The 12,860-nt window shown below is 66.4% G+C and carries 12 protein-coding genes and 1 pseudogene; 11 read left to right on the top strand and 2 right to left on the bottom strand.

The window, feature by feature from the left end; all coding sequences use genetic code 11:
- The first annotated feature begins 17 nt into the window (after window positions 1-17).
- Complete coding sequence (locus LWP59_RS26625) at window positions 18-212, top strand: ferredoxin (RefSeq protein WP_144635985.1); 195 nt, start codon at window positions 18-20, stop codon at window positions 210-212.
- Window positions 213-522: 310 nt separating this feature from the next.
- On the opposite strand, the pseudogene LWP59_RS26620 reads toward LWP59_RS26625, so the two are convergent.
- Window positions 523-969 (bottom strand): annotated as a pseudogene (locus LWP59_RS26620) (acyl-CoA dehydrogenase family protein); the annotation flags it as partial.
- A 165-nt stretch (window positions 970-1,134) separates the two neighbouring features.
- On the opposite strand from LWP59_RS26620, the gene LWP59_RS26615 reads away from it, so the two are divergent.
- Window positions 1,135-2,643, top strand: a complete 1,509-nt coding sequence (locus tag LWP59_RS26615) for an ISL3 family transposase (protein ID WP_456151350.1) — start codon at window positions 1,135-1,137, stop codon at window positions 2,641-2,643.
- 315 nt (window positions 2,644-2,958) lie between these two features.
- The gene (locus LWP59_RS26605) at window positions 2,959-3,132 is read left to right on the top strand and encodes a hypothetical protein (RefSeq protein WP_186383596.1); all 174 of its coding nucleotides are present in this window, start codon (window positions 2,959-2,961) and stop codon (window positions 3,130-3,132) included.
- A 3-nt stretch (window positions 3,133-3,135) separates the two neighbouring features.
- Here the strand turns inward: LWP59_RS26605 and LWP59_RS26600 are convergent, their stop codons facing one another.
- On the bottom strand, window positions 3,136-3,936 hold the full coding sequence (locus tag LWP59_RS26600; protein WP_222425730.1) for a PaaX family transcriptional regulator C-terminal domain-containing protein: 801 nt from the start codon (window positions 3,934-3,936) through the stop codon (window positions 3,136-3,138).
- A 145-nt stretch (window positions 3,937-4,081) separates the two neighbouring features.
- On the opposite strand from LWP59_RS26600, the gene LWP59_RS26595 reads away from it, so the two are divergent.
- The 8 genes from LWP59_RS26595 to LWP59_RS26560 all read left to right on the top strand — a co-directional run bounded on the left by LWP59_RS26595 (window position 4,082) and on the right by LWP59_RS26560 (window position 12,860).
- A complete protein-coding gene (locus LWP59_RS26595) occupies window positions 4,082-4,861 on the top strand; it encodes an enoyl-CoA hydratase/isomerase family protein (RefSeq protein ID WP_144644982.1) in 780 nt (259 codons plus the stop codon).
- 32 nt (window positions 4,862-4,893) lie between these two features.
- A complete protein-coding gene (locus LWP59_RS26590) occupies window positions 4,894-5,814 on the top strand; it encodes an LLM class flavin-dependent oxidoreductase (RefSeq protein WP_186383595.1) in 921 nt (306 codons plus the stop codon).
- Window positions 5,815-5,867: 53 nt separating this feature from the next.
- Entirely contained in the window at window positions 5,868-7,493 is a 1,626-nt protein-coding gene (locus LWP59_RS26585; RefSeq protein WP_144644978.1) for an AMP-binding protein, read from the top strand.
- Window positions 7,494-7,527: 34 nt separating this feature from the next.
- Window positions 7,528-8,691 carry an acyl-CoA dehydrogenase family protein gene (locus tag LWP59_RS26580; RefSeq protein WP_229858450.1) on the top strand — a complete coding sequence of 388 codons (1,164 nt, stop codon included), beginning with the start codon at window positions 7,528-7,530 and terminating at the stop codon, window positions 8,689-8,691.
- Between the two features lie 44 nt (window positions 8,692-8,735).
- Entirely contained in the window at window positions 8,736-9,878 is a 1,143-nt protein-coding gene (locus LWP59_RS26575) for a helix-turn-helix transcriptional regulator (protein WP_229858464.1), read from the top strand.
- 170 nt (window positions 9,879-10,048) lie between these two features.
- On the top strand, window positions 10,049-11,128 hold the full coding sequence (locus tag LWP59_RS26570; protein WP_229858453.1) for an MlaE family ABC transporter permease: 1,080 nt from the start codon (window positions 10,049-10,051) through the stop codon (window positions 11,126-11,128).
- 61 nt (window positions 11,129-11,189) lie between these two features.
- Window positions 11,190-11,987: an ABC transporter permease gene (locus LWP59_RS26565; protein WP_229858456.1), complete on the top strand. Its 798-nt coding sequence runs from the start codon at window positions 11,190-11,192 to the stop codon at window positions 11,985-11,987.
- Between the two features lie 36 nt (window positions 11,988-12,023).
- On the top strand, window positions 12,024-12,860 hold the full coding sequence (locus LWP59_RS26560) for an ABC transporter ATP-binding protein (protein WP_144644972.1): 837 nt from the start codon (window positions 12,024-12,026) through the stop codon (window positions 12,858-12,860).

Genomic DNA, 12,860 nt, shown 5'->3' with positions numbered 1-12,860 from the left:
GGCACGAAAGAGGGCTTATGAAGGTCGAAGTGGACTACCGCTTGTGCGAAGGGCACGAGCAGTGCGTGATGCAGGCGCCCGAGGTGTTCCAGATCGGCGAAAGCGACGAGCAGGTCCGCCTGGTCACCGACACACCCGCCGAGGAACAGTGGGACGATGTCGAGCTCGCCTCCCGGATGTGTCCGAGGGGTGCCATCACCCTCGAAGGGTGAGCAAGCCTTGACGGAGAGGGGGATCCGCGGATCCCCCTCTCCGTCAAGGCTTATGTGGCTGGTGCGCGGACCCCGGACGACCGGTCGGCCTGTCGCCGGACCGGGACAATGTCAACGGGGTTGCGATCCCGGCGGGGCACGCAGTGGGTATGAGTGGTGCGCCGCATCCGCACACTTGCCCTGGAGCCGGGCGGGCGGCGGAGTGAGTGGTGCGCGCGGTGCGGCGGAGGCGGCCAGGGTCAAGCCTTACTCGTGCGCGTCTCGCTGCTCGTGACCTACTTGGGGCAAGAGCAGCGGGAGCTTGCCCTGGTCAGCCCTTGAGCAGTGCCCTTGCCAACACCATGCGCTGGATCTGGTTGGTGCCTTCGTAGATCTGGGTGATCTTCGCGTCGCGCATCATGCGTTCCACCGGGAAGTCGCGGGTGTAGCCGGCACCACCGAAGAGTTGCACCGCGTCGGTGGTCACCGACATCGCGATGTCGGAGGCGTACACCAGGTGCCGTGCCGCCTCGATCTTCATACCCATGTCGGCCAGCATGAACTGCACGCCCTGAAACTCCGCGACGGCCGTGCCGAACTGCGTGCGGTCCTTCACATACGCCACCGCCGCCTCCAGCGCACCCTGGGCGATGCCCAGTGCCTGCGCCCCGATCGTCGGGCGCGTGTGGTCCAGCGTGCGCAACGCCGTCTTCAGACCGGTGCCGGGCTCACCGATGATCCGGTCCACCGGGATCGTGCAGTCCTCGAAGTAGATCTGATCAACGCCTTCGCCATCACATCCGGTGACCTGGCCGGAACCTGCTAACCGAACCGCCAGAAACACCAATCACGGGGCTCTGGCACGGATCCGGTGGTGACGATGCGTGTCCGATTCGGTGCTGTGCCAGGGTGAGCGCCGTGCGCTGGTGATCAACTTCTTGCGTTGGTGTTCTCGGGGCTGTCGTCCCTGGTCCTCGATGGCGTCGACGATGAGGCTGGGGTGCTCGTGGTGCGGGCATCGACGCGGCCCGGTCCTGTGGACTGCCCGGACTGCGGGGTGGCGACGGGGCGAGTGCACGGCTATGTCGTCCGGCAAGTGGTCGATGTGCCGGTTGACGGGCGGCGGGTGCTGATACGGCTGCGGATTCGACGGATGCGCTGCGGGCATCTCGGGTGCTTGCGGCAGACGTTCCGTGAGCAGCCCGTTGGCATCGTGCAGCGATATCAGCGTCGAACTGTTCGGCTGGCCGCGCACGTGGCGAGCGTTGCGCGGGAATTGGCCGGTCGTGCAAGCGCCCGGGTCCTGGCCGCCGTCGGTGTGGTGCTGTCGAGGCAGACCGCGCTGCGGGCGCTGCTGCAGTTGCCGTTGCCGACCAGGTCGGTGCCCCGGGTGATCGGGGTGGACGACTTTGCCCTGCGTAAGCGGCAACGCTACGCCACCGTGATCATCAACGCGGAAACCGGCGAGCGGGTTGAGGTGTTGCCAGGCCGCACAGCAGAGGTGCTGGAGGCCTGGCTGCGGGAGCATCCCGGTGTGGAGGTGGTGTGCCGGGATGGTTCGGCCACCTATGCCCAGGCGATCCGTCGAGCCCTGCCCGACGCGGTGCAGGGTGGCGACCGTTGGCATCTGTGGCACAACCTCGCCGAGGTCGTGTTGAAGGAGGTCGCCGCGCACAGCACCTGCTGGGGCAAGACCGGTCCGCCACTGCGTGAGGGCGCGCGGGCGGTGACCACCCGCCAACGCTGGCAACAGATCCACGACCTGCTCAAGCACGGCGTGGGGCTGCTCGAAATCGCACGCCGGCTGAACCTGGCAATGAACACAGTGAAGCGATACGCCCGCATCGATCAACCCGACCGGCTTGTTCGCGCACCGCAGTACCGGCCCACCCTCGTCGACCCATTCCGTGACTACCTGCGTGGCCGCCGCCGCGAGGACCCGGCCGTGCCCGTGCATCAGCTGATGGCAGAGATTAAACAGCGCGGCTACACCGGAAGCCACAATCTGCTGTATCGCTACATCACCCAAGGACGAGTCGAATCCGACCGGCCAGCGATCTCTCCGAAGCGACTCACGCGCTACCTGCTCACACGCCCGGACAAGCTCCAAGATCGCCAGCGGGAACGACTCGAAGCCGCCGTGAGCGCCTGCCGCGAGATGACGGCGCTGGCCACCCTCGTCGGTGACTTTGCGGCTCTGCTCACCCCGACCACCGGCAACGATGACCGTCTTAGTGACTGGATCGACCGGGCCCGAGCCGAGGATCTACCTCACCTGCACGCTTACACCCGCGGACTCGAATTCGACCGCGAGGCCGTCAACGCCGCCCTCACCCAACCATTCCACAACGGACGAACGGAAGGAGTGAACACCAAAACCAAGATGATCAAACGGCAAATGTACGGTCGCGCGGGCTTCCCTCTCCTGCGTCACCGCATCTTGCTCGGCTAACGCCACCCCGCGCTACCACCGCATTCGGGCCAGAGCCAATCACGGGATAGACCCTTGACAGTCCCCGAGAAGGAGCCCGAGGATCGAGACAGATGGATGGCATCGTCGACTTGGTCGGGGGAAAGGCCGTAGCGGAGCATCGGTACGGCGTGCCGGTGGAGGATGTTGCCGACCGTTCGCCGTTCGAAGCCGAACTGGTCGCCGAGTTCGTACACCGTTGCTCCGGACCGGTAGTCGGCGATCAGTTGCTCGATTTGATCGGGAGCTGTAGAACTGGTCAATCCTTGAAGTCTTCGGCGGTGCGAGGACGGACTGGTGCGAGTCCCGGCCGACGAGGTTGAGGCGGTCCTGGCGGTGGGCCGGGAGCGAGAACGGGCCGAGGTGGAAGTGATCCGGCGGTTGCGTGGGGGCGCACGGACGCTGGACCTGATGGGCCTGCGGGAGCCCGTGGCAGGGCCGACCCGCATCAGCGGCCCGGGTACACCCTGACCGCTAGCCTCCGCGAACCGCCCGGCGCCGGGCGGCAGGGGCGGCATTCTTCGTGGCCGGCGCGGGCTCGTCGACGCTGTATTCGCGGAGACGTTGGGCGTAGCCGGCGTTGAATTCTGTGTACCGGCGGCGAAGTTCGTCGCCGGGCCATCCGCTGGGCAGCAGCTCGGCAGGCAGGCAGGGATCGATCAGCAGGTGCCGCAGGACTTCGGCGCTTACCATGAATCCGGCGGTCAACCCGTCCACACGGTCCAGTTCGGTGCACAGGCGCCGCGCTTCGGTGGCCCAGCCCGCCAGATCCCAGACCGATCTGGCCAGCTCAAGCGGGTCGGGGTAGTGGCAGCTGAAGAACGTGCATTGCTCGGCGACGGCGCCACCGGGCTTGCGCAGCAGGTTGTCCGGACGGATCCAGACCCCTTCCCGAAGTTCGCCCAGGCGTAGCTCGACCATGTTCTTGCGCAGGGCCACCCGCTCGGCCAACGGCCTGGCGGACGCGGTGACGACCGCCATTTCCCAGCGGCCGTCCCATTCCCTGGTCTGGGGAGAGCAGGCTTCGTCCTGCTGGGCCTGGCGTCTCACGAGCCGTTCGGTGAGGCGGTACATCCCGTTTTCGGCGGTGACGTCGCCGTCCGCGGCCATCCGCGTCAACGCCACCCTGGTCGTACGGGGGGCGATACCGAACAGGCTGCCGACCCTGACCAGCGCGCTGATCGGGAGCTCCGGCGGGTGGTAGCCGAGAAGGGTGCTGATGGCGACCGATCGGGCGGTCAGTGGCTTGATGGCCGGCAGATGACGATCTTCCACTGTGACAACGATACCTGGTCCGGATCGGTCACCGGCCGGGTCGTTGCCATCCAGGCGTCCGTGATGATACATTCCTGCATCAGCTGATGCAGATGTATGCCGATCCGGCTCGGTCGGTGCCCAGCACAGAACAGCGAGGAAGCTGATGCCGAAGGTTCTTTACGAGAAGCGTGGCGAGATCGCGTACATTACGCTCAATCGGCCGGACAAGCGCAACGCCATCGACACCGAGACCGACGATCTGCTTTTTCAGGCGTGGCAGGAGTTTCGCGACGATCCCGGGGTGCGTCTGGCCATCCTGACCGGTACCGGGGACAAGGCGTTCTGTGCGGGCGCGGACCTGGCGTCGCACGTGGACGGCTGGCTGGAGAGCGGGCCGGGCCTGGGCAGGAGCGTGCTGGGCCGCGGTTTCGCGGGTGGGATCACACGAGGTCTGCACCGCACCGGAAAGCCGATCATCGCCGCGCTCAACGGATGGGTGATCGGTGGGGGGATCGAACTCGCGCTGGCCTGCGATATCCGGGTTGCGGCCGAGGACATCCAATTCGGCTTTTACCACATGCGACGGGGGATGCACTTCGGTGACGGGGGAATCGTGCGGCTGGTCAACACCTGTGGTGTGGGCATCGCGATGGAGCTGGAACTGATGGGGGAGCCGATCACCGCCGAGCGGGCCAGGGAGATCCATCTGGTCAACCGCGTGGTCCCGCGGGAGCAGCTGATGTCCACTGCCGAGGATATGGCGGCGAAGATCCTGCGTAACCCCAGGGTCGCGGTCGCCTCGGCCAAGGAGACGATCCTCGAGGTGGTCGGCAGGCCGCTGGAGGACCAGCTGCGGCTGGAATGCCTGTACAGCTATTCCACAATGGGCGATCCCGAGATAGTCGAGCGCAAGGACGCGTTCCTCGGCGGGGCCGAGAAGTGAGCGATGGCGGCCTGCGTTTCGGCGTGAACCTGATGCCACAGCTCTGGGTCGACGAACGCGTCCGGTCCGGGCGGGAGCTGCTGTCGCACCGGTCCGTGCTGTTCCGGCGAATGGCCGACGCCGGGATCGAGCACGTGATGGTCGGCGACCACGTGATGTTCCACCGTGGGGTGGGCAACGACGGGCTGACCGACGCGGCGTCCGTCGTGACCGCCACCGAAGAGCTTGGCGTGTACCTGGCCGTGTACCTGATGGTGTTGCGGCACCCCGTGCTGGTCGCCCGTCAGATCCTGACGGTGGCGCAGCTCGCCCCGGGGCGTCTCGCGCTCGGGCTCGGCATCGGCGGTGACGACCGTCACGAAGTCCTGGCCTGCGGGGTGGATCCCCGGACCCGGGGGCGCAGGATGGACGAGTCGCTCGGTATCGTGCGGCGCCTGCTCGCCGGCGAGACCGTCAGCCACGAGGGCGAGTTCTTCTCCCTGGAGGAAGCCCGGCTCCGGCCCGAGCCGGCGCAGCCGATTCCGCTGGTGGTCGGTGGTCGCTCGGATGCCGCGCTGCGGCGGGCTGGCCGGTTGGGCGACGGCTGGCTCGGCATCTGGACGTCGGCGACCCGCTGCGCGGAAGCGATCGCCGCAGTCGAACAGTACGGCGCGGAGGCGGGACGCGGCGCGGTGGGCTGGCAGCACGGGATGACTTTCTGGTGCGGGTTCGGCGCGGACCGGGCCCAGGCGCGCGAGCGGATAGCACCGGCTATGGAAGGGCTCTACCGCACCCCGTTCGACAAGTTCGAACGCTACATCCCGTACGGCAGACCGGAAGATGTGGCCGAGTTCGTCGCGCCGTTCGTCGAGGCCGGGTGCAGCACGCTGAATTTCATCCCGTTCGCCGGCAGCGACGAGGCCGGTGTCCACGCCGTGGCCGAAGTGCGCAAGCTCCTGCGTAGCGGGTATTGACCGACGCCAACCGTCCATGAAGTCCCCTGGCGGGACGTGGCAAAGGAGCCATCATGAACGCTATTTCTGATCAGTTCAGCCGATCCGCGGAATACCGGGCGGCGGGATACTGGGGCGACGACACGGTGGCCGCGGTTATCGACCGGTGGGCGGCCGCTGATCCCGATCACCCCTATGTCTCCGACGGCACGTCGGAATTCAGCTACGGGGAATTCCGCGACCGGGCGTGGAATCTGGCCGCCGCGCTCGCCGAGCACGGCGTCAAACCGGGGGACCGGGTGGCTGTGCAGCTGCCGAACTGGACCGAATATTTCCTGATCTACGCCGCGTGTGCGCGGCTGGGCGCGGTCATGATCCCCATCGTGGCGGTCTACCGCGCGGGCGAAGTCGGGTTCATCGTCGAAAGCTCGGGTGCGGTAGCGCTGATCACCTGCGGTGAGTTCCGCGGTTTCGACCACGCCGCGATGGCAGCGGAGGTGGCCGAGTCGGCGAGCGATCTGCTGTTCCGTGCCGTCGTGCGGGGCACACCGGCTGACGGAGCGCTTTCGCTGACCGAACTCCTCGAAACCGATCACGACTTGGGTGCGCTGCCCCCGCTTCCCTCGGCCGATGACCCGCACCTGGTGCTCTACAGTTCGGGCACCGAGTCCCGGCCCAAGGGCTGCCTGCACACCTGGAACTCCAGTTCGTTCTTGCCCAAACAGGCTGTCCGCGCGCTCGGTCTCGGCCGCTCCGACGTGATGTTCATGCCCGCGCCGGTCACTCATGCCCTCGGCCTGACCCTCGGCGTCATGGCCCCCACTCTCGCCGGGGCCTCGGTGCACCTGCTGGACGTCTTCGACCCGAAGACCGCGCTGGAACGGATCGCGCGGTACCGGTGCACGGGCACCGCGAGCCCGGCTCCGTTCCTCCGGATGATGCTCGACGCCTACGAGCCGGGTTCGGCGGACGTGTCAGGCTTGCGTTTCTGGCTCTCGGCGGGCGCGCCGATCCCCGCGACGCTGGTCGAGGAGGCGGCGAGCAAGTTCAGCGGCTGCCGTGTGGTCAGTGCCTACGGCTCCAGCGAGGTGATGATGGCGACGGTCTGCCTGCCGGACGATCCTCCTGCGCGAGTCGCATCCTCGGACGGCCTGCCGGTTCCCGGCGTCGAAGTCCGTATCGTCGGCGCCGACGGTGAACCCGCGGCACCGGGGGTCGAGGGCGAAATCCGTTACCGCGGTCCCGGGCGGCTGCTGGAGTACTGGGGACGTCCGGACCTCACCGCGCGTGCCATCGACGAAGAAGGCTGGTGGTGTACCGGGGATCTCGGCCGCCTGGACGAGTCCGGATACCTCCGTGTCACGGGCCGGATCAAGGACATCATCATCCGGGGTGGGTTCAACATCAGCGCCCGCGAGGTGGAGGAAGCCCTGCTGGCCCATCCCACCGTGGCGAATGTGGCGGTGGTCGGCCTTCCCGATCCCGTTACCGGGGAACGAGCCTGTGCGGTGATCCAGCAGAAGGGATCGCACATCATCACGCTCGAAGAGATGAAGCGGTACCTGACCGAGGAACGCAAAATGGCCGTCTGGAAGGTGCCGGAGCGGGTGGAGTTCGTGGACGAGCTGCCGGTGACCGCGACCGGCAAGATCCAGAAGTTCGTGTTGCGGGACAGGTTCCATCCCGCTGTTTCCAGCTGAGGCGGCTCGATGCCGTACGAGGAGAAGGAGCGTCATGCCCGGATCGATGAACTTCTCGACCAGTCCGGAGCAGGACGAGCTGGTCGGGACCGCGCGCCGTTTCGGCCAGGAACATCTGGCGCCGTTCTACAAGCAACGTGAACGCGAGGGCGCGTTCGACCGCGCCACCCTGCGCCGCATGGGCGAGCTGGGGTTCTTCGGCGTCGAACTGCCCGAGGCGTACGGCGGTCTCGGCCTCGACAGCGTCACCGCCGGCCTGGTGCTCGAGACACTGTGCGCGGCGGACTACAACATCGGCCAGCTCATGGTCACGGTATCGCTGGCCGGGACGATCCTTGCCACGCACGGTCAGCCACACGTCGTCGAGCCCTGGCTCAAGGGGATACTGGCCGGCGAGACGATTCCGGCGATTGCGCTCACCGAACCCGGCGGCGGTTCCGACGCGGCGAACCTGGTGGTGCGGGCGCAGCGTGCAGGTGACACGTACGTTCTCGACGGCGAGAAGACTTCGACGAGTTTCGCCACTCAGGCGGGCGTCGCGGTTGTGTGGGCACGCACCGGGCCGCCCGGCAGCGGAGCCCGCGGGATCAGCGCGTTCCTGGTTCCGCTGGATTTGCCTGGTGTGACGACCAGCGAATTCGAAGATCTCGGCGGACGGTCCGCCGGACGCGGGACACTGCATCTCGATGGCGTGACCGTCCCCGCGGATCACCTGCTGGGCGCGGAGAACCAGGGCTTCGTGCAGGTGATGCAGGGTTTCGACTACAGCCGCGCTCTGATCGGCCTGCAGTGCCTGGCCGTGGCGCGCCAGTCGCTCGAGGAGACCTGGGCCTCCGCGGCGGAACGCCGGAGTTTCGGTAAGCCGCTCACAGCGCATCAAGGCGTCTCGTTTCCGTTGGCCGAGGCTGAAACACACGTGCACGCGTGCCGGCTGCTGTGCCTGAACACGTTGTGGCTCAAAGATCAGGGGCTCCCGCACACCGCCGAGGCCGCGATGTGCAAATGGTGGGGACCGAAGTTGGCGTTCGAGGTCGTCCAGAACTGTCTGCTGATCAACGGGCATGGCGCCTATACCGCAGAGATGCCCTATGAACAGCGCCTGCGCGATGTACTCGGCCTGCAGATCGGCGACGGCACAGCACAAATCATGAAGCTCGTCATTGCCCGGAGCAAGGTCGGCAGGGACGCCGTCACCTGAGTACCAGCTCTTTCGACGGCGGGTAGGAGACCACGGTGGACACCATGGCGCAGCGGACGACCAGGCGCGACAACGGATCGTGGTTTGGGGAGTCACTGCCGCGACAAGACGTGCTCGACACGATCGAGAGGGCGAAGCAACTTCTCTCCCCCGAGGCGTTGCCGGAATCCGGGGATATCCGGGATTCCTCCGCGGCAAGTGTCGCACTCGATTCTGCCTGGCAGGCCGCCCGCCGGGCGCTCGACCGTGGCGACGTGCGAGCGGGATCGCCGGAGCTGATCCGGCTGCTGACGCAGATACGCCGCGACAGGAAGGTCCTGCACGACCTCGAGGTCCGGCAGCGCAGCAAGTCCATGCGGGTCGCGTGGGAGGCCCTGGGGCGGTTCCGGGGAATCAGCACGGTCGAGGCGCTCGTCGACCTCTGCCCGAAAGTCATGGCGGCGCTAGGGTTCGACCGGACCATGATCTCGACGATTCATGACGAGGTGTGGACGCCGCGTGCCGCGTATTTCGCCGGTGATCCCGCGTGGGCGCGGGAAATCGTACGTTCCGGCAGGGAGAACCCGCAATCGCTGACCACCGCGGTGCCGGAGCACCGGCTGCTGCGACGGGAGAAATGCATTCTCGTCTCGGATCCGCGCAACAACGAAACGATGTACAAGGCGCTCGTGCAACCCTCGGTGTCGCGTGCCTATGTTGCCGCGGCGGTGCGCAGGGACGGCCAGGTCGCCGCCTTTCTGCACGCCGACTGCTATTTCCGCGACCGGGTCGTCGACGAGTTCGATCTCGATGTGCTGGGCCTGTTCGCCGACGGTTTCGGCTACATACTCGAACGTGCGGTCCTGCTCGAGCGCGCGGACTCGATCCGTGCCGAGGTCGGCAAACTCACCGCGGGCGCCGCCGCCGCCATCGACGCCTTCATCGCCCAGGACGCGGACGTCGGCGAAATGCTGTGCCCGGATGATCGGTCCGCCGCGCGAACCGGTCCCGAAGGGACCGAACTCACCCGGCGGGAAATCGAGGTCCTGCAACACATGGCCGCGGGCCGCAGCAACGGCAGCATCGCCGAAACGCTGGTGATCTCACCGGCCACCGTCAAGTCACACGTCAAGCACATTCTGCGGAAGCTCGGTGCGGCGAACCGCGCGGAGGCGGTTTCCTGCTGGTTCAACGGGTTCGTCCAGTAGGGCACCTCCCGCGAAATGCGCTGACAGGCTCCGGCCCACCGCGTCACGCGTCCTGACCGAGGGCGCTCGCGGTGGGCCGTCGCGCGCTCGTCGTCGCTGCCTCCGCCGCGGATTCGGTGACGTCCGACGGCCCGGCGGGTGTCCCTTTCGGACTATTCGACCATCGAGCCGTGATCGTGCCACTGGGGGAAGACGAACATGCTCCCGCCGGGGGGTGTGGCAGGGCCCACAGCTCGGGCACGATATTTCCCGACGCACCGCGCAGGCGTCGCACCGGACGCGATTCTTCCGCGCCCGCCGGCCGAAGGCCGTCCAGCCGCGGTCGCTTCGCGCCAGACATGTCCAACGTCGAACACGTCGAGGAGCCACTTATGAGCCGGGTTGTCAGGCCGGTTTCAGGTCCGCACGACCAACGGCGGCCGAGTGAGCCGGTCTTCGGCGACCGCGGAGCGGCCGTAGTCGCCAGATTCCCTTCCCCGATCAGGAAACTGATGATCGAAATCGGTGGCATCGGCCAGCTGCTGGCGCAGCTGATCACGACGGCTGTCCGGAATCCGCGCGGATACTGGGCCGACACCGCCGACGAACTCTTTTCCATGTTGCGGTACTGCTGGCTGCCGGTGTTCGTGTCGATCGCCGGTTTCGTGTTCCTGATGTCCAATTACGCCTTCGATCTGGTGAGCCTGATCGGAGCACAGAGCCGGGTCAGTACCTACCTGGTCATGGCCGTGACCCGGGAGATCTCCCCGTTCTGCACAGGGATGGCGGTGGCCGGGGTCATGGGTACGGCCATGACGGCCGATCTAGGCGCTCGCCGGGTCCGGGAAGAGCTCGACGCGATGAAGGTACTCGGCGTCGATGTCGTCCGTGCCCTTGTGCTGCCCCGTTTTCTCGCGATCACGATCATGACGATCGCGTTCGCGATGGTCGGCCTCGCGATCGGCATGGGCATGGGTCTGGTCGCCGCGACCGTCCTCGGCAACAGCTCGGTCGCTTCGTTCCTCGGCAACTTCCTGGCGATCATGACGGAGCCGGAGTTGATCGGGGCACTCGTCAAGGTCGCCCTCACCGGCCTGTTCATCGGCGTCGTGTGCGCGAAGAAGGGCCTCGACGCCAGCGGTGGCTCCGAGGGCGTCGGGCGGGCGGTCAACCAAGCCGTGGTGATCTGCTTCATCGCCGTCTGGATCATCAATTTCGTTGTCAACACGATCATGCTCGGTCTCAACCCCGAGATGCTGGTCAACCGGTGAGGGAGGCGCGGACATGACGACAACCGAAGACAGAGACGCGGAAGAGTCGCACGGGGCTCCGGTGCCCGTATCACTGAGTTTCGAACGGGACGAGCGGCATCTGATCCGGGATGTCGGCAACGCCACGCGGTTCGCGGCGAAGTCGTTCCGCCTGGTCGGCGAGGTGCGCGGTTACGTGTCCGAGGTGTTTCGCCAGGCCGGCATTCTGATCATCTCCAGCGCGTTGATCATCTGGTGCCTGATGATGGTGCTGGGCGCGGAAGGCTCGCTGCAGGGGCATTACCTGCTCAGGCAGCTGGGCGCGGCGGACTACACCGCGATCTTCACCTCGACCGGCGAGTACTCGGCCGGCCCGTCGGTGTTCGGCTGGATCATGGCCGCGAAGGTGGGCTGCGGGCTGGTCGCGGAGCTCGGGTCGATGCGGATCAGCGAAGAGATCGACGCGCTGGAGGTCATGGGCTTCAGTTCGACGGCCTATCTCGTCACCACGAGACTGCTCGCGATCCTGCTGGTGATGCCGTTCCTGCTCACGGTCGGGTTCGGACTGATGTTCCTCACCAGCCACGTGCTGAGCATCTATTTCTTCCACAGCGTCTCGGCCGGCGGTTACGAGAGCGTGTTCTGGACGTTCATGACCCCGTCAGATCTGCTGGCGGCGATGGGTTCGTCGATGCTCATGGGGGTCGGCATCATCATCGTCGGCTGCTACTACGGCTATACCGCGAGCGGTGGACCTGTCGGGGTCGGCAAGAACACCGCGAAGTCGATGATCATCAACATGATCATCGTCGCGGCCATCGGCGTCATCACCCAGCAGCTTTTCTTCGGCAATCTCGATCGCGCGCCCATCGGCCACTGAACCGGTCCGGCACCGCCGACTTCTTGGAGGAATCTGATGCATGGCAATGGCGAGACCAGTGGCGAGCTTCCCACGGCGCAGCTCGTCGCGGTCGCGGACCGCAATGCCGGAAACGGTACCCGGCACACCGTGAAGATCCGCGATGTGCGCAAGGCCTTCGGGTCGTTCCAGGTACTCGACGGGTTGACGTTCGATTTCGCGGACGACGCGATCACGACGATTCTCGGGCCTTCGGGCACCGGCAAAAGCGTTCTGCTGAAACACGTCGTCGGCCTTCTGGAACCCGACGCCGGCCAGGTCATGGTGTTCGACCAGGACATCTGGTCGGCGAGTGAGCGGGAACGGCAGGAACTGCGCAAGAGCTTCGGTGTGCTGTTCCAGGACGGCGCGCTCTTCGGTTCCATGAACATCTACGACAATGTCGCGTTCCCGTTGCGGAAGCACACCAGGAAGCCGGAGTCGGAGATCCGCGAGATCGTGATGGGGCGGCTGGAAGAGGTCGGGCTGCTGGCCGCGGCGAAGAAGGCGCCTGGCGAGGTGTCCGGCGGGATGAAGAAGCGGGCCGGATTTGCCAGGGCACTGGTCATGAACCCGAAGGTCGTCCTGTTCGACGAGCCGGACTCCGGGCTCGACCCGGTCCGCACGAGCCTGCTCAACGACCTGATCCTCAAGGTGCACAAGGAACACGGCGGCACCTACGTCCTGGTGACCCACGACATCCAGACGGCGAGAAAGGTCAGCGACTACATCGGCGTGCTGTGGAAGGGAAAACTCGTGCACTACGGCCCGGCCAAGGAGGCGTTGGACTCCCCGAAGCCGTTCGTACGCCAGTTCCTGTCGGGGAACTCCGTCGGGCCCCTGGGGATGGACTGA

This window comes from Amycolatopsis acidiphila (genome assembly GCF_021391495.1).
Taxonomy (GTDB): domain Bacteria; phylum Actinomycetota; class Actinomycetes; order Mycobacteriales; family Pseudonocardiaceae; genus Amycolatopsis_E; species Amycolatopsis_E acidiphila.
Note: the sequence above shows the minus strand (reverse complement) of the source record. Positions and strands in the feature narration are given on the sequence as shown.